This is a genomic window from Photorhabdus namnaonensis (assembly GCF_001684335.1).
Lineage (GTDB): Bacteria > Pseudomonadota > Gammaproteobacteria > Enterobacterales > Enterobacteriaceae > Photorhabdus > Photorhabdus namnaonensis.
Window position 1 is genome coordinate 87,636 of the sequence record NZ_LOIC01000080.1, and the last position, 25,473, is coordinate 113,108.

The 25,473-nt window shown below is 42.5% G+C and carries 7 protein-coding genes; 2 read left to right on the forward strand and 5 right to left on the reverse strand.

Features of this window, described 5'->3' with window-relative positions:
* Positions 1–283: 283 nt before the first annotated feature.
* Both Phpb_RS16140 and Phpb_RS16145 read left to right on the forward strand, forming a co-directional pair.
* Positions 284–1,069: a DUF4123 domain-containing protein gene (locus tag Phpb_RS16140; protein WP_065391229.1), complete on the forward strand. Its 786-nt coding sequence runs from the start codon at positions 284–286 to the stop codon at positions 1,067–1,069.
* 441 nt (positions 1,070–1,510) lie between these two features.
* Entirely contained in the window at positions 1,511–2,422 is a 912-nt protein-coding gene (locus Phpb_RS16145) for a LysR family transcriptional regulator (protein ID WP_075489501.1), read from the forward strand.
* A 111-nt stretch (positions 2,423–2,533) separates the two neighbouring features.
* Here Phpb_RS16145 and Phpb_RS16150 read toward each other — a convergent pair whose 3' ends face one another.
* The 5 genes from Phpb_RS16150 to Phpb_RS16170 form a co-directional block, all read right to left on the reverse strand.
* Complete coding sequence (locus Phpb_RS16150) at positions 2,534–5,431, reverse strand: RHS repeat protein (protein WP_065391231.1); 2,898 nt, start codon at positions 5,429–5,431, stop codon at positions 2,534–2,536.
* Positions 5,432–5,560: 129 nt separating this feature from the next.
* The gene (locus Phpb_RS16155; RefSeq protein WP_065391232.1) at positions 5,561–5,881 is read right to left on the reverse strand and encodes a phage holin family protein; all 321 of its coding nucleotides are present in this window, start codon (positions 5,879–5,881) and stop codon (positions 5,561–5,563) included.
* Positions 5,882–5,933: 52 nt separating this feature from the next.
* Positions 5,934–10,385: a SpvB/TcaC N-terminal domain-containing protein gene (locus Phpb_RS16160; RefSeq protein WP_065391233.1), complete on the reverse strand. Its 4,452-nt coding sequence runs from the start codon at positions 10,383–10,385 to the stop codon at positions 5,934–5,936.
* A 56-nt stretch (positions 10,386–10,441) separates the two neighbouring features.
* The gene (locus Phpb_RS16165; RefSeq protein ID WP_065391234.1) at positions 10,442–17,569 is read right to left on the reverse strand and encodes a Tc toxin subunit A-related protein; all 7,128 of its coding nucleotides are present in this window, start codon (positions 17,567–17,569) and stop codon (positions 10,442–10,444) included.
* Between the two features lie 473 nt (positions 17,570–18,042).
* Positions 18,043–24,603 carry a Tc toxin subunit A-related protein gene (locus Phpb_RS16170; protein ID WP_065391235.1) on the reverse strand — a complete coding sequence of 2,187 codons (6,561 nt, stop codon included), beginning with the start codon at positions 24,601–24,603 and terminating at the stop codon, positions 18,043–18,045.
* Positions 24,604–25,473 lie beyond the last annotated feature (870 nt).

Sequence of the window (25,473 nt, forward strand, 5' to 3'; positions counted from 1 at the left end):
GTCAGCAGGAAGAACAAGGGGAACTGGCCTTACAGCATTACTGTGATAAGAAGGAATTATCAGTATGAAAATATTGAAGATAACGCTGTCCTTATTATTTCTCTATTTTATTTACTGGGCGTTTGGCGACACCTTTTTTAACTGGTTGTTTCCCTTTTCATCTGTCGGAAAGGGGCCGTTGATTACTGTGTAAGGCGTCGCGCCTTAAGTATCCTGCCAGACCGCTTTGTGCTGTGCAGGCTCAATTGGAAGCTAACTTGATTATCGATAACCAGGAGGATGTATGAACACTTCTATGAACTGGAAACAATGGCTGACTACGCCTAATAAGCCACCTGTTTTCTTTATGATCAATTCACTGGCGGAACCTAACCCGGTGGAGCTCTTTTATCGTAATGACTGGGTAGAGCAGGCTTTTCCGCTATACAGCAATACACCAATGGATCACCTGCTGGCGCAAAGCCCTTGGCTGGTTCAGCCTAAGTCAGGCTGTCTGTCAGTAATCGGTCATCTGCTTGATAGCCATACCCTGAGCGATAACAGTTGGGGTTGGGCTTATCGCAGTGAGGATTTATGGGCGCGACAGCTTAATCATTGGCGTTCACGCCAGCAGGTGATATTACAGGAGAAACAGGTGCTCTTACGCAGTATGGATGCGCGTATCCTCGGTCTGTTATTACCGGCAATGATCGTCAGCGATTGGTCGGCATTTTTGACGCCAGTAAGTGAGCTGATGATCGATATGCTCGAGCCGCAGATTTATTATCGGCCTGAAAATTGTGGTCACGGTGGCAGTGAACAACCCTTTGTCTTGGGCGACCATTTAATCGAGGCTTGGTTACATTCTGATTATGCTTTTCAAGGTCAGGTATTCGCACTTATTAGCGATTTATGGGAAAACCACGGTGAATTGGCTGATAAACTGGATAAGCCAGAAGGGAAATTACAGGAACGGATTATTGATTGGCTGAAATCGCGTTTAGAAAGTGGATGTAATATTAGTCACCTGACCAGTGCAGATTATTTACAGACGCTCGATGAACAATATACGGGCATCATTAGCGATTAATGGTCAATATTTTACGAATTTATAAACCTATCATTATGATGGTGATTTAAAACAAGAAGAAATGTAGTTAGTTTCTTCTTGTGAAATATTAATCAATTTTGGCTGGTGTAAATTATATAATTTATTTAATGTTATATTGAGGTTAATTTAATGGAAATGTTTTGGTAATAAATTGAAATATAAAGTATGAATGATGATAAGATATATTTATATTCAATGAAATGATCTGGGTTTTCATTAAAATCATTATTCCAATACAGTGGTAAATTATATTTATTTTATAAATGTAATGTAATTATTAAATAAATATTAAGAATTAAAATGGTGAAATCCAATGTCAATTAATGCATGTCCTAATGTAAAAGAATGCAAAGTAGAAACATAGTTGTCATGTTCTATGGTTAATATTCTATTTCTGGAATGAAAACAAGAGGGTATGTGATGATATTTTGTTCAAAGCAACTAAAGTATTTTATGGAATCAGCTAAGAAAGAGTCATTCACGTTAGCAGCGGATACGCTTTGCATTACCCCCTCTCCACTTAGCAGGCTCGTATATCAACTGGAGCAGCGTGTAGGTTGCCAATTATTTGAGCGATTACCGGGAAAAACCAAGCTTACGGAAGAGGGCAAGGCATTATATCAGGAGTTGTTGCCATGTTATGAAAGGATTCAGAAAGTTGAGGATAACTGGAATTGTCGTCAAAATTATAAATTATCAAATAGAGACAAACTGGTTATTGGCACAAGTGGAGAATATGTTAATAAGATATCTACAGTCGTAAAAAGAGCGGTGCAACGTTATCATTACCGTGATATTTGTATAATCAACAATTTTCTCATTGATGATTTAATAAGGCAAGACGCGGTATTTTCTTCCTTAATGAAAGGGGATATAACGGTTTATGTAACGACGGAATGTTACCCAGATAATGATGATATCATCAGGATAGATGGTGCTTATCAAATCCTGTCTCTTGCCGTATCTAATGATATTTTAGAACCAGGAAGTCATGCTGATGAAGTAATCTATACTTTTCCTTTGGTTCAGCATAATAGTGCTTTTTTAAAACAGTGCGATAATTTTATGCCATTGAATTATCCGCCTGAATACCCGAATTTAGCGTTACTGACAGTCCCTGATTTTATTAATAGATTGGATTTAATAAAAGCGGGTATCGCGATAAGTTTAATGACCCCCAATGAAATTCGTTACTCTGCTCATATTGATAAAAATATAGCATTTTTGGATTTTGAATCACGACCAGCACCATCGGTAAGGTATTGTGCTTATACTCTCAGAAATAAATATAAAGAGCCATTAAATTCATTAATTTCTGATTTGATATTTTAAATATTATCATAATTATGTGATATTTAATGTTAAAGTAATTTATTAACATTCAATAAAATAACAAGAATAATCAAGCCATGAGATAAATATTCTCTCATGGCTTGTGTATAATTATTTCTGGATAAAGTTTATTTTACTGTTGTATCCTTTTCTATAGGCGTGGCGAATTTCAGAGAAAGTTATTGCTTCGGCATATTCATTCGGGCCTTCTTTCCTTCTTTTTCCTGTTTTCCAAGGTTTGTCTGAATTTAGTTGCTCGATAGTCAATTTTTCACCGTTATATCCAGCCATCACAAATCTGAAATCAGGTGACGCTAATTGTTTTATAAACCAATCCATACCTAATTTACTTGTTTGTCTAAAGAATGCTGTTGCAATAGTATTTTTTAGCCATGATTGATCTGCTGTGGATAAAGTGCTTTCAAGCTCTCCCGCACTTCCTGCGGAAGCGAATTTCGTTAATATATCTCTCTGTCTTTGAATAGTGAAATCGCCGCCATCGCTATTTTTGAAAATAAACGCGTCTAATTTCTGGAATCGTTTTTGGCCGGATAACCCACTGAAAAGTCCTTTTGACGGTAGGAGACTTTTTATTTTACTCTGAATATCTAATTTTCCTTTATTATCTATCATATGCAGACCCCATGATTTGGTATAAGCTTCTTGTTGTTCATAGGCTTCCTGTTTAATTTCAGCAGTGGCTGACTTTTCCTGTATATCCATTGCATCGAGGTATTTAAGTGAGTTGGTTGCTATATTTTGCTTATTTAATCTAGGCGGATTGTCTTCTTTAAGATCTTGAGAAATTCTAAAATAATCAGACAGACTTAATTCACCCATGATACCAAGTCCGGCATTATATTCATCGATGGTAACTGGGTTCTTCTTAGCCGCTAATGCTTTGCCTATTTCTGAACCGCGGTGATGACTGAAACCATATATAACCGTGTGTTTGACATCTTTAATTTCAGGGGCTCTACCATCAGTATCATGATATTTAATTGGATTATTCCTCACCATCCGATATAAATTCAGCCCATCGATTGTTCCTGCCGGATCGGCGCTTAACCATCGTCCTATCCACGGTTGGTAATACCGATAGCCGTAGTAATATAGTCCGGTGGCATCCCGCTCTTTGCCTGAATAACGGATAGTTTTATAACTGGCTTCTGTCTGATTCCTGGCGGCCCATAACGCGGTTCCACCATAGGGATAATACTCTTCTTCACTGATAATTTGTCCTTCGCTATCTAATTCAAGTTGACTGGAACCGATAAGATTATCGTAGCTGTAACGCAATTGATTATTGTCGATATCTTCCGGTTTACCGCTCTCCCAATGTAATACTCGTACCTGTGCTCGGCCCGCTTCTCCTACGGTGATAACTTGCAAATCTTCGGTTGTGGTCGTACTGTTTTGTGTTAAACGAAGTTCTAAGCTCGGCAAATAAGTTATTCTCTGTATTTGAACGTTGTTGCTGGCCCGCTGTTCATTGACTTTTAATATCCGTTTCCCGTCGCCACTATAACGATACCACTCCTGATCATCATTGGCGCTGTTGTCCCGTTTCACCAATGTGACTTGTTGCAGCTCACCGCGAGTATTCCAGTTCAGGTTTTGTCCTGGAATTAAAGTGTTCTGATGTCCGCCTGTATCAAACAAAGCATCTACTTGCGCCGGATCTTCGGTCAATGTGCTGAGTACTGCGCGGTTACTGCGATTTGAAACCGTGATATTGGTGGTGTAGTTGTTTTGCGTAGCCGGTGAACTGTGCTGGATTTTGGTCAGATTGCCGCCACGGTCATAAGTATAAGTACGGGTATAGTTGGTATAGGTGTTGTTATCAGAAGGTAGAGCCGGGGAGGGAAATTGGTGACTTTGTTGACCTATATTCGCCATTTCGCGCCCGGTGGCATTGATAAGCTGATACAGGGAATCGTAGGTATAAGTGTTTTCCGGCACCACTTTCTGATTGTGCCAAAAGCGAGTCGCTTCCGCGTCATTACGGATGCTGATGACATTACCTACCGGGTCATATTCATAGCGTAAGTCTTGCAATACCTTAGCGTCTGACGGACGGCGGGTTTTGATACCGATCAGCCGTTGGGTTTCCGGTTCATAACTGTATTCGGTGATAACACCATTGCCGTGCTCTTCACGTAATTTTTGTCCGGCGGCGGAGTAGGTCAGGGATTTGATAATCACTTGTTCCGTCTGGCCTTTGAGTGTTAGCCAGCTCCCGTTTAGCTGCCCGGCCACATCGTAAGCTAGCCTCTGAATGTTCCCTTTCGCATCGGTCTGAGTCAGTAAAGCGCCGGTGGCATTGAAGGTGCTCAGGGTTGTGTAGATATCTCCGGCCAGCATGTTTTGCCAGACAGTTTCGTTATCACCTGTCCAGTTAGCTTCTTGAGTGTCGATCAATAGTTGGCTGGATTGAGATAAAACAGTACCGGTCAGTGACAAACTTTCTAACCGGGTAACTCCCGCCGTGTCATAGTGGCGCACACACTGGCCGGCAAGGTTATGGTCTTTCTCTGCTTCGGTATTGCCAGCCCAAATCAGGCGTTCGGTGATACGGGATGTTGTTTCCTCTGATGCTTGTTCGGTAATAGACAACAGACGGCCGGGCAGGGAAGAAGTTTCATATTGTCGAGTTTGTATGACACCTGTTGCAGTTACCGTCAGCAACGAACGACCTTCAATATCATTCAGGGTGATAGTGCGACCTGCGTCAATGCTCTCTGTGCGTAGGGGATTACCGGTCAAATCATACTGCCAAAGAAAATTGGGTTTGATCGTACTATTGGTTTGCTTTGCTTCATATAGGCGCGGATCGATGCTTTGACTTAAGTATCCGTGAGCATTGTATTGGTGGTGGGTAATGCGAGTATCGGTATCACCATTTGCGGTGATACGGTGAAAATCAATGTTACGGATTGTCAGACCTCGGTTGTCTTGGACGTTGACTGTAGGGGTCTTTTGATAAAGGTTGGGGTCAATGTTTTTCATGAATTACCTCGTTGTTGGGATGTTGTGTGTAATCTTTTCTGCATATTTAATTTTCCTACCATAGTGTAGTAGATAATTTCCCGGTTTAACTGTTGGAGACAGATGGTTTGTTGTGGCAGTAGAAATGCTTTATTGCTTTCCTCCCTGATCTTGATGATGCGTAATGAGGCGGCGCCAAAGCCAGTTCAATCCGGTACTTCCTGTTGTGCCGAATAGACCTGCAATCGCAAAAGTCATATAGATGCCGCCGCCGCTTTCAAAACTCAGCAGCCCTCCCAATACACCGGTAAAGCAGGAGATGATGAGTTGACAGAATACGTTGATCCAACTCCATTTATATTGTTTGTTTTGCATATCAATGAGGTACCTTACTAATCCGCCCCAGGCCGCAATAAAACCAATGATCAACCAGATAATAAGTTGAGTATCTGACGGTATTATGAGCAACACCTTTCACCTCTATCTATGTTTCCCGCCTGTCAGCCAGGCGGGATTGATCACGTTACATCTTTACCTTCTTCACCTCAGCGGCTGTGTCATTTTCATCTTCATTGACAGTAAACCAGGGAGTGAACAAGGTTCGACGGAACCAACCTTTTGCGGTGATAACCTTGATTTCTCGACCTATGGGATCATAGACATGGGTATCTGCATAAGCTTCTTTTTCCTGCCGGGCACTATCATTGCTGACGTATCGCCAGTCATTGAGAAAATAGGGCTGATAGGTACGTATCGGTTGTCCCTTATTGTCATATTCCGTTCGCCCAGTCACTGCCCAACGATTCTCAGTATGCTGGACATTTATAATCAAAGAACCGTCTTCATTGCGTTGCCAGGCCATACCTGCCTCATGTCGGGCAGCGGCTTGCAGCAAGCGGCCAAAGCCATCACTGAATACCACCTGTTGACGGATCTGTTGCTCAGGATCGTGATCATAACGATCCGTCGTCAATGTCAGGCTGTGAGGAGGTAAACAGGGATTGTCGTTCAACAAGTTAAATTGCTGTTTTTGGCTTTGTACCCAGCGGCGATAAGCCAGTGGGCAGAGGCGTCCATCTTCGGTGATGATTCGGGCGTTATATAACTTTTGCCGGTCTTGCTCTGCCAGTCTATTGAGGGTCTTCTGACTTAATACTGGCATCCAACTTTCTGGTGCGTAGACCTGACACTGTGCTACAGGGAGCGGTTTTTTTAACTCAATAGCGGCATTAACATCGGATGGTGGAGAAAATGATACTTTTTCCGGTGAGGAGTAACCGGTCATCTTGCCGTTTTCAGTTCCCCAAAAGCGCAATGTGATTGGCCGGCCCAATGCATCCAGAGTGATAAGATGCTGATTGTCATTGATATCCGTGAGTTGCACAGGAGTCAGAAAACGCCAGTCATATCTGGCTGAGGTTGTTAGTCCAGCAGCATCCCGGGTTTGTATCACAACGCAATAGCTTGCATCCCAGGTGAGGGCGATTTTACCGGTGAGTTGGGTGTTGCTCTGTTTTTGCGGGCGCCAGAACTGTGCGGCTGTACCGTAATCGGTATAACCGTGATGGGCTACCCAGACTATGTTTTCACCAGTAAGAGGGAATAGGTAATTGGCTTGTCGATATCCAGCTTGCTCCAGCGTCGTTGGTAATTTATCGGACGGGATGCTTCCATTGAACGCCGATAATGTGGACTGATTGAATACCGTTGTCTCGGTAAAGGCAATCAGAGCTTGCCGTGTTGGTGTTTGCAATGGCGCTGCATTTTGTCCGTCGGTATAAACGGTTTGTTGCTGGCCGAGGTATTCACGTGGTTTATCGTCCGCGATCAGGCTATCTTTATCGCTCAGTAGTTCCAGATTTAAACCACCAGCAGGTACATTTTCAGCGTCATAAGTAAAGATATCACTGCGGGTACTATCCGGTAATCCCAACACTCGAACGGTATTGTTGGTCAGATGATGCCAACTGGATTGTTGATAGGTGAGCCGTAATTGGCGTTGTTGGTCATCATAGCTGTTGGCTAACAACTTATCAGGCAATGTATCAGGATACAGATTGATTGCCGGTTGCCGGCGGCGCGGATACTGTACCGAAAGCTGTTTTAGCGGCTGACCAAATAGATCACTGGATAGCGTAATATTTTGACTGCATTGCGGGTCGCCGGCGATACGTTCGTAGTGATAGTTGCGGCTTTCAACTACAGATGACCAAAGTACAGGGTATCGGCTGTCGGTATGCTGTAATCGACGTACCTGTGAACGAAATTCAGTGACAGTATAGGGAACGTGTTTATTGGTACTGTCGTCCAATCCGTACAGTTCACTGCGTAGCAATTGGCCTTTCAACGCGCGGTTGAACCAGTAACGACTGTTATCATCTTCCGGTGTTAACGGGACATCTTTGTTATCTTGCCAAGTGGTAAAGCGCGGTGAGAAACCGGCAAAAGCTTGATCATCACCACGCCAATACTCGGTTGATAATGCGTTATCTATCACCGGCAGTCCGGTGGCGTACCAGTTTTTGGTTAACGCCGGTGGTGTGCGTTCTGGCGCGTTGCCTTGAGCCAGTTGATGGCTGTCTGTCTGCTCTACATAACCAAATCCGCGAAATTCCCGCTCGCATCCATCCCAAGCGCCACGAGCGTAACGCAGTGTTGTGACTAATTTGTTGCCGCTGATTTCATCTTCTGTTTCCGTTTGCCATAGGGTGTGTATCGGAAAGGGTAGATAGCAAACGGGTGTTTGTCCGGCAGCCAGCGCCGCGGCTTTTTCATCCAGCCAGAATTGGGCGGAACTGCGGTAACGTAAGGTGTGATGGGCCCCCATATTGTTGTTCATTTCATTGAGTAACCACGGCTTCATGTTGGTCAGATCGCAGCGCCAGTGATGGGGAGACATATGCGGTACGCTCAGTATCAGGCTGGCGACGCCTAACCCTTGTACATCGGCCACTTGTAATTGACAGGTATGATCAAAACGCAGACCATCCGGGAAGCGCAATGTCACCGGTTCAGCAAAGCCATTGCCGCTTTTGTTCAGGAAGATATCCAGACGGTTGGTGTGAATATAAATCAGATCAGTCGGACCGCTGCCATCCAGATCAGCCAGATAAATTTGAGCTGGATTGAATTCAGCTTCTGGCTGGCTGAATCCCGGTAGGGTAATGGGTTGACCAAAACGTCCGTGCCCCAGATTAGGCCAGCAGGTGACTTTAGTCGCGCTCACTTCAATCAGATGGGCTTGACCTGAACCCAATACATCACTAAACGCCACTAACTTACGCTGATCGGCGCCCGGCACTGGCAGGGTGACATCACCGGATTGCACCACATCTTTCCCTTTGGCGAAACCGTCGCGGGTATTGGCATATAAACGCACACTCTTAGGGCCGATCAGCACCAAATCGGATAGCCCGGCTCCCATTAAATCGGCGAGTTGTGCGCGCGGATGGGTATATTCCACCGGCAGAGCGTTGAGTGGGGTAAAACGTGTCCAACTGCCATCCGGGCGTTGACTATGATATCCCCGTAATCCCAGCCCGGTGATAACCCAATCAAGTTGGCCGTCTCCGTTGATATCTATCAGCGAGGCGTTGTTTTGTAAGGAAGGGATAACCGATAAAGGTTGTATTTTTTCCCAAGTGACGGCATCTGAGCCAATTTCGCCTTGACGCTGCGCGGAACGGTACCACCAGGCGCCTTTATCTTGATATAGCAAGCCGGGTAATCCTTCGCCTTTAAGGTCAACTAGCTGCCAGCGCTGAATGGCATTGAAGTTTGCCAATACATCCATCGATTGCCAGTCAGCGTGATGTCGCGGTGAAAAATCCTGATATGCCAATTCTAATGGCGGCAGGGTGACGGCAGTACCGTTTTGCTCGTGTCCCACTCGACGAACGAATACTAGCGTGCTGGCTATCGCGCTTTCGTCATAATTGAGTATCAGACGTGAAACCAGCGTTGGTCCGTTGTGTTCTGTTATCTTATTATCCAACGCTTGCAGGTGATGGTACATCAATACCTGACGGCATAAGCGGCGGGTACGAATCTCAAAGCCATATTCATAACGGGAAAAACGGTCCTGACGGCAAAGCCAGCTACCTGTAGTCGAAAATGCTGGTGGCGTTTTCAGGTTGTTACTGCGTTCGCCGTAATCAAATACCAGATAGAACAACCAGTCTGCTTGTGATGGGGCGCTGCCATCCAGACCGGGTAATGTTTCGCTGGCTGTACGGTTGCCGTAATACACCATGTGTAAATAAAATTGTGCTGTAGCCTGTGAATGGTGCGTAATTTCATCTGATTCACAACCCGTGTCATCTTCGGCGCGATATTGATAATAAATTTGTTCGCCACGTGGTGATACAGAGGCTTCCAGCAGCCATTGTGCTGTTTGTGTCGTTTGTGTCGTTTGTGTCGTTTGGGACGGGTTGCTAATCCGCGCTTGCGGTGATTTACCCAGTAGATGTACCTGTCCATCTGGGCTATATATCAACCAAAAGTCTGTTTCGCCTTCTGTCTTAGGTTGCCAGTATTCCAACCGGCTGAAATGGCTTTCCAGACGGGAACGGTAATCGGTAACGGTAAAAATTGCATTCAAGTCGGTATTTTTTAAGTAAGGATTTTCTGATATGGGTTCATCACGAGGTTGATCCGCTACCACCAGTACTTCACCTTCTGGCCCCAGAAAGGTATCGGTTTCATCGTAATGGGGAACGCCAAAATGGGTGCGGCGGCGGATAGTCATAACGTTGCAATCCCATCCCAGACCAAATGGGCTGTTACCGGCGCCGCTGTTGTAATTCAGTGTGAGTGCGGGAGCATAACCGCGTCCGGCTGAAATAGGTAAAGGCAGAGACAGAGCAGACATACCATCTGGTCCAGTGGGGGTTAATGCTTCACCCATTCCCGTGATAGCGCCTCCCCCTTTAGGCAATGATAGTTCCGTAATACTAAAATCTTGTGAATTTTGCATGAAAGACTCCTTGCAGGCCCCATTTAGGGGCCTGTTTTAGCACTTAGTTGAAATCGTTATTGGCGAATGGTGTAGCGAATATGCAGAATAATGTCGTTCAGACTCTCCAGCATGGCTTGTTGTTTGCCTTTTTTGTCTTTTTCTTTATCAATTGCGTTCGGGAAGCTTAATGTCAACGTACCTTTATCGATTTCGATTCCTTCAAATGGCAGGAATTTGCCGTCGTTGAAATCCAGTTGAAACTGACCGCTGTCATTCATCCCATGAGAAACCGCCAATGATTTGCAACTTTCAGCCAATCCGGAGGCTTCTCCGCTGTAAGACAGAATTGCCTGTATATCCTGATAAGGTCCTAACAGAGCCGGCAGGGTGACACTGATCTGTTTAATCCGGCGAACGCTACCGACTCCACTGTTTTCTGGGTAATCGTTACGAATTTGTAAGTCAGCTAACGAAACGGATGCTTGCAGAGAGGCTTGGGCGTTTCCTGTACCAAAAATCAGGGTATTACTTCCGCTACCGGCAGTGCCTGATTTATGCTTCACCAATTCCGCAATTTTCTCGGTCAGGGAAAATTGGCCTGTCTCTTTATAGAGATCGGCGAGTGAAGCGGTACGTTCTACCTCCAATACACGTTTATCTTGCCTCAAATAGGCATCTTCCATCTGTGCCAGATTCAGCATTAAGGTTTCACCTGCCAGCAAACCAGCATGGGTTCCTTGCCAGGCGCCCGGTTTGATAAAGCTTGCGTTGGTTTTATTAGTCTCCCAGCGATAGGCCATTTCGGCCATCAAACAACGCGCTACTGTTAAATCATAGAATTGGAAGTAGATGGCGGACAATCGGCCACGCAGCCAGTTGTACAATGCCTGATTGCTGAACTTATGTTGTAGGAACAGCAGTTGTGCCTGAGTTTGTTCCTGTTGGGTTTTCAGGCTGGTTTTCTGCAACACGGCGGCTTGGCGGCGTACTACTAATGATTGAAGCTGAGCGTCAATTTGTTTCAGCTCCGCGTCAGCGTTGTTACGCTGGATTTCCCACTCCTGACGACGCCGACGGTAGGCTTCAGACTGGCTAATTTTATCCGCTTCGGTGTTCATGACACTGGCGGAGAATTCCATGACATTACCTGTGGCTTGGGCGATCGCCCCCCAATGGCTACCGCCATCAGCGAAGCCAAAGATGTTGGGGGCCAGATCAAGTGCCGCGCCCGCCAGATGTGACGCTTGAAGGGCGGTTGAGAGGCCAGCGACGGAAGCACGCAACGCCATCGCCTGTTTTTCGCCCGCGTTGATATCTTCATCGTAGAATTTGCTGTAGCTATCAAAACGCGATTTAGCTCCGGCGCGGGTTTTTTCTAGCACAGTTTTTTCAACATCCAGCTCTTCAATGGTTTTGTCCTGTATGCTGAGATTGGTCAATATCAGTTCCGCCGCCTGATTCTGCAACAGTGTGTTTAATGCTTCCGCATCCTGACGTTCGATAATATTTTGTAATGTGGAGCCGAATTGGGTTAGCTGACTGACCATACTGCGGGCGTTTTCTAGCATATGTGGGAAACGCCACACCGATATAAATGATTCTGACGGAAGGTTGCCGCCACTTTGTGAGCTGGCGACAGCGGCGCGGAGCAACGCTTTTGGATCAGCTGGTGTCGCGAAAATCGGCAAGTGTAAAGGTTGACCATCAATGGAGAGGTTATGGCGCAGGTTATACAGCCGTTGTTCCAGTTTCTGCCAATAGCTCAGCATCACTTCGTTGACCTGTGGCAGGAAAAGATCTGTGTTGCTTCCGCTTGTGGGCTGGCCTTGTCGTAAATCTGCTATTGCTTTGGCATGTGCCTGTTGTTTTTCAAGATCTGCGGCCTCTTCTAGCTCTGGATCACTCCATGTTGAACTGAGAGGTAGATGAGGTTTATCACCCAAGAGATGCAGTGCCTGCATATACCACATTTTAGCTTCGGCGAGAGTGTCCCGCTCCAATTGGCGATAGGCGTAATCTCCCTGTTCGATCAATAGATCAAGGGCGCGCATAAAGGTGGCGACTTTGTAGTGCATCGGATCATGTTGAGCTATGGCATCGGGATCAAATGTATCCAACGGATCATCGTTCCAACTGGTATCCTCTTGTAATGGGCGGACATTCCAGTTGTGGGGATGCTGCTTTTGACCATTGGCAATATGGCCAGATGGGTTCCAGACATATTTCAGCCAACGGTTAGCCTCATCGAAGTTTTGCTCGTGCAGCAAACGTTGAGCGATCAACATCGGGGTGTAGTAGAACAGCTCCCAGAAATAGAGGCTGTTGGCGCCGTTGAAGTCCATTGGTTCCATTGCATCAGGGGAACTTTCTGCTAATTTAGGTTCCTGAATGTTCTGAGTTTCCATGCTCAAAATAGTATTAATCCCGGCGTTGGCTCGACTAATTAATTTACGGGCAAACAGGGTATTAAGGCGAGTACGATAGGCTCCCCATTGCATATATTGTGCCCCGCTTGGATCGCTATGAAGGGATAAGACATTATCAGTCTCCGATTTTTTGATAATACGAATACTGAAATGTTCTTCGCCTAGATTACGTTCTTTCTGACCACTTTCAAATGCATCAGCAGATGCTGTAAAGGTGATATCAATACTTGCTTCATTATTATTATATGTAAGCTTGGAGACATCTATTTCTTCGAGAGCTTTAAATTGATAATACATTTCTTCGAAGTTAGGGGTTGGCTCAATAGGCACATTGTTGTTCTCTCTTGCTATAAATGTTTTTTCTTCGATACCGGTAGCCTTTATTATGACTTTAACGTTAGAAGGCTGAATTTTTGTATTAATAAATATCGGTCCAGAAACATCAGTATCAATACCGCCGTGGTCATCCATATAGAAATATTGTTTAAACGGATCTGCGGTATTAAGAGAATTTGTAATATAACCATCGTTACCATTGCTATTACCACCATTGTTGGCTGTAGATATTTCTCGTGCTGGTTGAGATCCAGAGGAAGGAAGCCATGCTCTTGCAAAGTTAGTGGCACTATCCCGATAAAACAGGAGCCTTCCTTGACTAAGCTGGCTGGTATTTCCTTCATATTGATAAACAGGATAGATAAATTTTTTATTTGATGAATTATTTGGGTTAATACCTAACGTGGTATAAATAATAAATTTATCACCGAGTTTGCCGTATTTTTTCATTAGATTGCACTGATTACGTTGTCGACCCTCATATCCATTATGAATAATTCTTAACTTTGGTGAAATTTGGATTTTTGAACCATTTAGTTGGGGACGGGTAATCAGCACATTCCCACCATACACCATACTCAGGTAGCCTTCTCCCCAATCATAACCGTTATTACTGTTTATTGATGAAGGGATTTCGTAGCTTTCTGCATAGCGGTTATTGACTCTTATAACGCTACTATTTGTAGTATGGGTATCAAGCTGTTTATAGATATTAGTTTTATAATTATCAGGCACCATCTCTTCTTGTGACATATTAGAGGAGATATATAACCCTTGCATGGTAGCCTGTTTATAGTCTGCTTGTTCGGGCCGCTTTTGATAAAATATGACCAGCAATTTATCTTTACCTTGATAACTTGCACAATAGAGCCCTAACATTTTATTCTGTTCTAGATTTAGATCAGATATTTTTTTATCTACATCAAAGGTAATTGGTGTATTCCAAGTACCGTCATAACGAATATGTGCCAATTTCAGTTCGTAATGATAGTTTGCGGTTGTTTTGTCTTCTTGTTTGACAGTTTTTCCTTCTGCTCGATTAGTTGTCTTCTTCTGTTCCAGCCAGGTAATATACAGGCGGGATTGGAAGATTACCGGGCGGATAATATCTTCGTAGGGGTTAATTGGGCAGTCAATTTTGTGCCACTCGCTCCAGGCATTAGCGGAGAATTTACCTTCGCTGAATTTATTGTGATCCACACTACGCCAATAATATTGATTCACTTCTGTTTTACTGTGCCCGATAAAGTAAGTTAATCCTTGGTCATTATTAATGTTGTCATGATAGGCGCTGATAACTTCTAGATTAGCCACCTGTTCGAATGATGTCAGATAAGATTTAAAGGCATCTTCTACGGTATCGATATTTAATTGGCTTTGGCTGATGGATTGCAGTAACGCATCCATCATTTTTGTCTGGCCGATCCGCAGTGTTGGATCGATATAGTTTTCAGGGTAGTAAAGGAGCTTAGTAATACCAGCCCAGGTGCTGTAGCGTTTGTTGTATTTATCCCAGTTAGTGAAGAATGAACGGCTGGTGACACTTGTGTCGATATCCCCCTCCATATTTTTCAATGCGCGGTTAATATACAGTTGGATACTGGCGATAGCTTCAGCAATTTCCGTGGTTTTGATGGTTGAGGAGACTTGGTTATCAATTAGTAAATATTGATACAGATCATCACGGTCTTTAATTACCGTATGTTTTCTTTCTTGTCGATCTTTTTGGTTATGAGAATAAATATAGTATGTACTTAACGCGTCGCTGCGAGATTCATCCAAAGACGCATGTAGGGCATTAGCTTTTTGGGTGTCTAGCCCGGCGGTTAATATCGAAGCGACATTTTCCCATTGGGCATAATTAGTAGAAGATTCTATGTCTAATATTTTCGTCAGTTCAGAAACACCTTGTGGAGAAATGTTCAATTGACGTGAGATGTTAATCCACTGCAATAGGCTGTCGATAGATGGCCAATTGGATAAATTAGTTTTTGCTTGAGTCTTGGCTTGTGACAACAGCTTTTCATTAAGATTTATGGCGTTAGCCAATAGTTCTGCTGTTAATGTTTCTTTTTCAAACTCGGTCAGTACAGAAGAGGCATTTTTACCTAGTGAGTTAATCCAGTCAGCAAAACGCGTTAGTGACATGAGTGTTGATACGTTATGTGCCGTTGTCCCGGTTGTTTTAGTTGCTTTGGTTTTAATAACAAAGTGTTGCGGCTTTGTCACAAACAGACGCAAGGTGCTTTCGCTAAGGCCAGTAGAACGGTAAATCAGTGCTAGTTGTGCTAGACACTGGCAATACTGGACAGCTTGTTGAATTGAGTTATCTGATGCAGTTGTTCCTGTTGGTTCCGATGATTGAGTTCCAAAAGGATTTTGCCGCAACCAGTCCCAGAGTGTGTCTGCCGTCATTTTGTCTGCTTTGCCAGAGTTTAGTTTATCTGCCCAGTTCAGCACGGAGAGAGCAACATTCTCAGACGGTAATTGCAGAGCTGCGGAGATATAATGAGATAGTGTTTTTTTCAGATTCTCCTCAACCTCTTGCAGATTCTTTTTGGCTTTGTTTAAATTTTCTTCCGATTTTGGCTGGCTTTCTTCCGCTTTTTTTAGCTCTTCTTTGGCTTTTAGTATTTTCTTGTCAAAATCTTGCAGACCGTTATATATAGTATCCAGTAAGTTTTGGATTTCTGGTGTCAGGGTTTTGTCATAGTCAGTGGTGGTCATCACAAATAGCTGATATACACTCCACTTCCGTGTACGCAGCCAATTGGTAACGGTATAGAGTTCGTCAATCAGGGTTACCAGATCATTATTATTGATGGTAGATAAGTTGATTTTTTCTTTACCTATAGCAGTCAGTAGAAAATCTAATTCATCAATAGTTAACTGATGGATATCCGCGAGTAATTTTGTTCGATAAAGATGAGAGAGATTCTCTATATTATTAGTTATTATTCCAGTAGTATTGACCGGATTGGTAATCTTTAGTAGTTGGTTTAATGAGGTATCATTGACATTAAAAGCACGTTTAAGTACTGTTTTGCTCCAGCCGTTGATATTGTTTAGGTTTAAATCAATCTTCTGAGTGCCATTGGTAGAAAAATCCTGCCCGCTCAGTTTTGGGGAATTAAATAAACGATCAAACTGGTTTAGATGGCCGTCATTGCTATGTTGGGAAATTGGCGCCTTGCACAGTATTAATGCAGTCTCAGCATCAATACTGTAACGTTGCATATAGCCTTTAACACGTAAAGCTTCTCTTAATACATCTTCGTCTATATCTGGTTCGTCACTAAGGTCAAGGTCTTTAAAGCTTTCAAGGTAATCAGAATCGTCCTTAAAAGGGTTGTCAGAGTCATCCTCTGGAGGTGTTTTTTTAAGGATATCGATGGCAATGCTGTTAAGGATTATTGGTGATAGCTCGGTTACTCGAGATAGATTAATAGCTTTATTGAATTTCAATAGATAGTATTGGGTAATATTGTCTTCCATATTCCACAGGCTATCTATTTGTTTAATCTTTTTACTAAACTGGTTAAGTTCTTTGTCTGTCAGATTATAATAACTTTTCAGGTATTCTGCCCTTGCCATTTGAATAGATTTAATTTCACCAAAATTCTTCTTATAAAGTTTTTTTAGTTCATTAGTGTTATCAGCATTGGTTGCTGGTTTTATCTTTTGCGTCAGAATAGTAAACAGCTCCGGTGAGACAGAGGCATTAATCCCCAGCAAGGAGATTTGATACATCAGTTTGGTGATTGGCGTATCTGTTAATGTACTGGATTGTTCAAACACAGGAGCTTGTAATTGAATAATCTTACGTACACTTTCATAAGCATCGTGATATGGCATTGAGCCAGAAGTGCGGAAAGTTGATAACTTTTCCATCACTTTAACATGGCTGTCCAAATTAGTCTGAGTCTTAATACTGTTCAGTAACATGTTATTAGACAGAGAAAGTGTGGAAATCTCCGTATCCATATTTTTCTGGCTGAGTACCAATGATTTTAGATCTGGGCGGCGCGTATCCAGATGATAAATGGAACTTTCCGCATGTAAATTTCGTGCCTGACGATAAAGTTCAGCCAGATAAGCCGCGGGAGAAAACATGGAGGAAATTGCGCCAGGGGCTGCATATTTGCTGGCGCGATTGCCAAATCGGCTATTATAACCTTGTTGGTCAGTATGAGGTGTTGTCAGGGCAAGATGGACCGCACTTTGTAATTGAGGATTGGCGCGTTTCAGAATACGGGCTTCATGCAGAAGGTTATCCTTTTGCACCTGCTGTGCTTCAAGATATAAGCTCTGGGTCTGTGACCATGAGAGTTTATCCTTCACTTTTTTGCGCAGTTCGTCAAAAGAGAGATGGCAAATATCGGTTAGATTATTAAAACCTGCTCCTAACGCTCGTTTATATTCGGATTTGAGGGTGTTCATGTTTATTCCTTTTAAATGTTGAGTCAATAAAACATTTACGCTGGCCTGAGTATCGTGGAGATAAATAAGGTTATTTATCTCTATCAAAACAAAGACAACACAGGTAACGTCTGATAGCGGTTTGAAATTAGGTTGAAAATAACAGTCAAATGAAAAACACCATTTAACCATCAACTATTTCGTAACGTTATTATTTATTTAAATGGCTGTTGTGATGCAATAACAAAAATTATAATTACATCGCAAGTAATATAATTGATTTACAATAACTAAATGAAATAATTGCCTTTGTTACATATGGCATACTATGAAAAAGAAGAGGGTTGATATTTTATAGTAGGCAATCGGACGCATGAGAAAAGGAAATACCGCTGTTATAACCAGCGCTGGACAGGTTAATAGGGCAGATTTGTATATTCATGAAAGGTTCAGGCCCCGTTTAGGAGCCTGTTTTTACCATTTGATTGAGATAGTTATTGGCGGATGGTGTAGCGAATATGCAGAATAATATCGCTCAATGCTTGCAACATGGCTTGCTGTTTGCTGGTCGCATTCGGGAAATTGAGTGTTAATGTGCCGGTATCGTTAATCGCTATCCCTTCAAACGGCAGGAATTTACCATTGTTGAAATCCAACTGGAATTGACCACTGTCATTAACCCCATGAGAAATTGCCAGTGATTTACAGCTTTCAGCTAATCCGGTTTCATTTCCACTGTAGGCCAAAATGGCTTGTACATCTTGGTATGGCCCTAATAGGGCTGGCAGGGTGACACTGATCTGTTTAATACGTCGAATGTTGCCTACGCCATTGCCTTCTGGGTAGTCGTTATGTAGTGACAGACTTGACAGAGAGATTTTGGCGCTTAGTTGGCCGTTTTCTAATGTAACGGAATGATTGCCAATGGGTTCAGTTGTACTACCTGCTAGCAGGGCAGAGATATGTGTTGTCAAATTAAACGGTTTTTCTGGCAGTGTTCCATAAAGTTGCGTTAGTGAAATAGTACGTTCCACTTCCAGAGCGCGTTGATCCCATCTCAAATAGGCATCCTCCATTTGCGCCAGATTGAGCATCAAGGTTTCACCGGCGAGCAGACCAGCGTGCGTCCCCTGCCAGGCGCCGGGTTTGATAAAGCTTGCCGCGGTATTATGAGTCTCCCAACGATAAGCCATTTCTGCCATCAAACAACGAGCTACAGCCAAATCGTAGAACTGGAAATAAATAGCCGCTAGCCGACCACGTAACCAGTGGTACAACGTTTGATTACTGAATTTACGTTGCAGGAAAGTCAATTGCGCCTGAGTCTGTTCTTGCTGGGTTTTCAGGCTGGTTTTCTGCAACATCGCGGCTTCATGGCGTACTGCCAACGATTGAAGTTGGGCATCGATCTGTTTTATCTCCGCTTCGGCATTATTACGCTGGATTTTCCACTCCTGACGGCGACGGCGATAGGCTTCGGACTGGCTGATTTTATCCGCTTCGGTATTCATAACACTCGCGGAGAATTCCATGACATTACCTGTCGCTTCGGCAATTGCTCCCCAACGGCTGCCGCCATCTGCGAAACCGAAAATATTGGGCGCCAGATCAAGGGCGGCACCTGCCAAACGCGATGCTTGCAAGGCGGTGCTGAGGCCAGCGACAGAGGCATGCAAGGCTATCACCCGGTTTTCACCCGCATTGATATTTTCATCGTATAGCTTTTTGTAGCTGTTAAAGCGTGATTGCGCTCCAGCTTTGGATTTCTCCAGTACGATTTTTTCCGCATCCAGCTCTTCCAGGGTTTTGTCCTGTATGCTGAGATTAGTCAATATCAGTTCTGCCGCTTGATTCTGCAATAGCGTGTTTAAGGCTTCCGCATCCTGACGTTCGATAATATTTTGTAACGTGGAGCCGAACTGTGTTAACTGGCTTACCATACCGCGCGCGTTTTCCAACATCTGTGGGAAACGCCACAGTGACATAAATGACGTTGGTAACTTGCTTCCGCCTTGTGAGCTAGCGACAGCAGCACTGAGTAACGCTTTTGGATCTGCCGGTGTGGCGTAAATAGACAGATACAAGGGCTGGCCGTCAATGGAAAGATTATGGCGTAGGTTATATAGCCGTTGTTCCAGTGTCTGCCAATAGTTTTGCATCACTTCATTGACCTGTGGCAAGAAAAGATCTGTCGGGTTGCTGTGCCGACTAATATCACCTTGTCGCAGGGCGGCCATTGCTTGGCCATGTTCCTCTTGATTCTCGATTTTGGCCGCGTCGTCTAAATTCGGATTACTCCACGCTGAACTAAACGACAAATCAGGTTTATCGCCTAATAGATGCAGTGCTTGCATATACCACATTTTAGCTTCGTTGAGCGTGTCCCGCTCTAACTGACGATAAGCGTAATCTCCACGGTCCAGCAACAGATCAAGGGTACGCATAAAAGTAACGACTTTGTAGTGCATTGGATCATATTGCGCTATCGCATCGGGATCGACCGAATCTAAAGGATCATCATTCCAACGGGTATCTTCCAATAATGGGCGGACGTTCCAGCGGTAGTGCTGAATCTGACCATGCTCAATATAACCGGATGGGTTCCAGACATATTTCAGCCAACGGTTGGCTTCATAGAAGTTTTGCTCGTGTAGTAAACGTTGAGCAATCAGCATCGGGGTATAGTAGAATAGTTCCCAAAAATAGAGGCTGTTAGCACCGCTGAAATCCATTGGTTCCGTGTGCTGATCGATAAGAATGGAAATATCAAGAAACCCCTTATATTTCTTAACGATTGTCTCAATATCATTTATCACGACTTTCTTATTATCAGCATCATTAACCAATATAAATTTCTGGTTAGCCAAATTAAACTTGAATAAGGCTGTTTCCCAGTTTTGTTGATCCTGATAAAACTTATTCTGATATTCTACTGCTATTTCGACGCGTTCTTGTGTATTAGCCCAAGGGATGAAAAGAGTAATGCTCGTTTCGGTATCAGTTAATATTCCCTTGTGATACAAGTTCATCAGTTTGTTGTCATTTCTTATATGAATTTTAAACCAACGTTCGCTGCCATGTACGGTTTGATCATATTTAGGAAGAGTGAGATAAGTAAAAAATCCTTCCCCTAACTGAGATTCTGGCAATTTCTGCGTTTCTATACTTAAAATAGTATCGATTCCGGCCGTGGCGCGATTAATTAATTTACGGGCAAACAGCGTATTAAGGCGGATGCGATAGGCTCCGCACTGCATGTATTGCGCCCCGTTTTTATCATTGTGAACAGTCAGGATATTATCGTCGTTAATCTCATGGGTAACAGGATTCCGGTTATTCACCCTTATGACATTGTTAGTATCAAATTGATTATAGGTGAGTTCATAAATAGTTCTGTGTTGTTCAGGCTCTATATTTTCAAATAACATATTAGAGGAGATATACACTCCTTGCATTAACTCTTGCATTAACTTTTTTATTAATGCTTCTAATCTTTCTTTTTCTAATTTTTCTAATTTTTCTAATTTTTCTTTTAATTTCTTTTCTATTTCTCTAGCTTTTTCTACTGTCAGAAGATCTGTTTCTACCTTTGTTTCTACCTCTGTTTCCTCCCCTTTTTCTGCTATTTCTTTTACTTTTCTTTCTGCTTCTGCTAACACTTTTACTTTTCTCTTATATTCATCCAGTTCATCTTGTTTGCGATAAAACATTACCAGCAACTTATCTTTGTCTTGATGGTTTATACAATAGAATCCTAGTTTTAATGACTCTGGTGACTCTAATAATTCTGAAGTTGCTGGTGGATTTGACATTTTTAAAACAGCAGATACTTTGTCATTGACATCAAATGTTATTGGTGTATTCCAGGTACCATCATAACGAATATGTGCTAATTTTAGTTCATAATAATAATCTTCGATGGTTTTATTATTATCTGCCTGTTTAGCAATTTTCTTCTGCTCCAGCCAGATCAGATACAGGCGAGATTGGAAAATTACCGGACGGATAGTGCTCTGATAGGAATTTATTGGACAGTCAATTTTGTACCACTCACTCCAGGCGTTAGCAGGAAATTTACCGTCATTGAATTTATTGTGATCCACGCTACGCCAATAATATTGATTCACTTCTGTTTTACTGTGTCCGATAAAGTAGGTTAATCCCTGATTGCTATTGATGTCGTCATGATAGGCACTGATGATTTCCAGATTAGCCACCTGTTCGAACGACGTCAGATAAGACATAAAGGCGTTTTCTACTGTATCGGTATTCAATTGGCTCTGGCTGATGGATTGCAACAACGTATCCATCATTTTTGTTCGCCCGATGCGTATCGTCGGATCGATGTAATTTTCTGGGTAGTAAACAAGCTTAGTTATGCTGGCCCAGGTGCTGTAGCGTTTATTGTATTTGTCCCAATCGGTAAAGAATGGTCGGGTGGCAACCTGCGAGACTGAGTTTCCCTCCATGTTTTTCAGTGCCCGGTTAATATATAGCTGGATGCTGGCGATAGCTTCTGCAATCGGGGTAGTTTTGATGGCGGCGGAAACTTGGTTATCAATCAATAAATACTGGTACAGGTCATCACGGTTTTTAATTTCTGCATCTTTATCTTTGTTGGCTATATAGTACGCGCTTAACGCGGCGCTGCGAGATTCATCCAGAAAAGTGTGTAGGGTATCGGTTTTTGGGGTGTCCAGTCCGGCGGTTAATATTGCCGCTACGTTTTCCCATTGGCTATAGTCAAGTGGAGATTCTGCGGTCAGCAATTGAGCCAGAGTGGAAACGTCTTGTGGCGCGATATTCAATTGGAGTGTGATGCTAACCCATTGTCGAATGGTGTCGATAGATGCCCAGTTGGAGAAATTAACTTGTGCTTGAGTGCTGGCTTGCGACAGCAGATTCTCATCAAGATTCATGGCGTCAGCCAACTGTTTTGCTTCTAATGTTCCCTTTTCAAATGCGGTCAGGACAATAGAGGCTTTTTCACCCAGAGAGTTAACCCAGTCAGTAAAACGTGTCAGCTTGATCAGTGATAATGCATTGTGTGTTGATGCTGATCCTGGGGTAAGACCAAAGTGTTGTGGTTTTGTGACAAACAGACGTAAGGTACTTTCGCTAAGGCCAGTGGAACGATAAATCAGTGCCAGTTGTGCCAGGCATTGGCAATATTGGACTGCTTGTTCTTCTGTTACAGCGGTTGATTGCTCTGAATTATGTGAAGCTTGCAACCATTCCCAGAACTTTGTTGCTGTCATTGCACCAGAGCCAGGTTTTAGTTGATCTGCCCAAGTGAGCATATAATAAGCGGTATTTTCAGACGGCAATTGCAGAGCGGCGGCGATGTAAGGCGAGATCTTCAACAGAAGATTTGCCTCGTTTTCACTGTTAAAGCCTTGCAAACCATTGTAGACAGCATCTAGCAGGTTCTGGATTTCCGGCGTCAGGGTTTGGTTATAGTCGTTGGTGGTCATCATAAACAACAGGTACATACTCCACTTCTGTGTACGTAGCCAACTGGTAACGGCATAGAGTTTGTCAATCAGAGCAGCCAGGTTATCATCACTAATCTCAAATAAACTGGTTGATTCTTCACCTATGTTAACCAACAGTAAATTCAGCTCATTAACAGTTAGTTGATGGATATCTGCGAGTAATTTGGCCAGATAGAGATAGGAAATATTAGTTAAATTATTGATTATTTTTCCATTGTCATTGTCAAGATGGGTTATCTTTAGTAATTGATAAAGTGAAATATCATCGACATTAAAAGCCCGTTTAAGTACTTCTTTTTGCCAGCTATCGGCATTATTTGGGCTTAAATCAATCTCTTCATCATCCCAAATATGGAAATCCCGATCATTCAATGGTGGGGTATTAAATAAACGACTAAATTGATCGGGGCTGTGGCGATAGTAATTGTGTGAAATTGGCGCATTGCATAGTATCAATGCAGTTTCAGCGTTAATATTGTAACGCTGCATATAGTATTTAACGCGAAAGATTCTTTCTAATATCTCTGTGTTGATATCGGGGATATCACTCAATTCATCGTATATGGTCGGGTCATATTCTAGGGTGATTTCTACAGGTTGAGATATTTTCTGATAAGTACTGCTAAAGGCAATATCTTTAAGGATTGCTGGTGCCATGTCTGTGGCCCGTGATAGAAGAATAATCTTATTGAGTCTGAGTAAATAATATTGAGCGGGTTGTTGGCTACCATATTCGGAATTCATTTCCTCATGTATTCGTATAATATTTTGTTGGTCAATAAACTGGTTAACTTCTTCATCAGTTAGATTGTAATAACTTTTTAGATATTCTAGCGTTGCTATTAAAGGAGGTTGAATATCGTCAAAGTTTTTTTTATAAAGCCTTTTAATTTCCTCTTCGTCATCTGTGACCTTCTCCGTTAGGATATTAAATAGTTCTGGAGAGATGGAAATATTAATTCCCAGCAGGGAAGCTTGATATGTCAGATTGGCGATTGTTGTTTCTGGGGAGGTATTGAATTGCTCAAATATCGGAGCCTGTAACTGAATAACCTTACGTACATTTTCGTAAGCATCGTGATATGGTATTGAACCAGTAGGGCGAAAGGTTGATAGCGCTTTCATCACATTAGTGTGGCCTTCCAGTCCGGCCTGCGCCTTAATCCCTTCCAGCAACACCTTATTAGATAGAGAAAGTGTAGAAACTTCATCATCCATATTTTGCTGGCTGAGTGTCAGTGATTTTAAATCAGGGCGGCGTTTATCCAGATGGTAAATGGAACTTTCTGCATGTAAATCCCGTGCCTGACGATAAAGTTCAGTCAGATAAGCGGCGGGAGAGAACATAGAAGCAACTGCGCCGGGGGCGACATACTGGCTGGCGCGGCCACCAAATTTACTGTTATAACCTTGCTGATCAGCATGAGGTTCTGTGATGGCGAGATGTACCGCATTTTGTAATTGGGGATTAGCACGTTTGAGGATACTTGCTTCATGCAATCGGTTAGTTTTTTGTTCCTGTTGTGTCATTTCAGGGCGTTCTGGTGTAATTGTGCTCATGTTTATTCCTTTTAACTATTTAATAAATAAAACATTTATGCTGACTTGCACTCATGAATACGTAAAGAGATTCTTAATATTCATTAAAAGAAGGCAGCAAATAGGGTGTCTGATAACGGGTTGAAATAGGCTGAAAATAATGGGTAGATAAAACGGTATCATTCGGACATTAACTATTTCATAACGTTATTATCTATTTTTTCTCTAAATACCTGTGGCAATGCAATAACAAAATTTATAATTACATTAATAATAATTAATTTTGTTAATGATAAATTTATGAAATAATTACAATTGTTTTGAATGGTGTTTTATGGAAAGTAAAGTGATTAATATTTTGTGATGAGCGAAGAGAATAATTATAAAAAACATTATTTCGACTGTTTTTCGGCTGTTTTTAGGTAATTATCAGATGGCATTTAGTGAATTTTTTTCTTTTTGGTTATTATTGTAGTAATTATCGCGACTGTATATTATTCTTAAAAACTATTTTTAGCATGATAATATACCGAATTAATTTTAAAGCGCAGGACTCAAGTTGATTTTAGATATATACAAGAAACCTCCTGTAAAAAAATGAATATTGTGACTGGACTCAATATATAGATAATATTCATATACACATAGTTGTATTTATGTCATTTTGATGTTGAATTTATTTCATGATGGGGTTCTGGAGGGGCGTGATCAATTTAAAGAAAAAACAATATTGTTAAATATGGTTTAGGTGTTGTAAAAACCAATTTATTATTTTAGGTCCTGTTAGACCTGTTTATTTAACTCAGTTATGTTTTTTTAGCAAAAACCTCCGTAAGCCCTTGTATCTTTAAAATTGATTGCAATATGGCCGAAGCGAGTGAATGCAGCCAA

What these genes read in the sequence shown, in the direction of transcription:
- Phpb_RS16140 (WP_065391229.1), top strand. Translation starts at nt 284, where the DNA reads ATGAACACTTCTATGAACTGGAAACAATGGCTGACTACGCCTAATAAG.
- Phpb_RS16170 (WP_065391235.1), bottom strand. Translation starts at nt 24,603, where the DNA reads ATGAGCACAATTACACCAGAACGCCCTGAAATGACACAACAGGAACAA.
- Phpb_RS16160 (WP_065391233.1), bottom strand. Translation starts at nt 10,385, where the DNA reads ATGCAAAATTCACAAGATTTTAGTATTACGGAACTATCATTGCCTAAA.
- Phpb_RS16145 (WP_075489501.1), top strand. Translation starts at nt 1,511, where the DNA reads ATGATATTTTGTTCAAAGCAACTAAAGTATTTTATGGAATCAGCTAAG.
- Phpb_RS16150 (WP_065391231.1), bottom strand. Translation starts at nt 5,431, where the DNA reads ATGAAAAACATTGACCCCAACCTTTATCAAAAGACCCCTACAGTCAAC.
- Phpb_RS16165 (WP_065391234.1), bottom strand. Translation starts at nt 17,569, where the DNA reads ATGAACACCCTCAAATCCGAATATAAACGAGCGTTAGGAGCAGGTTTT.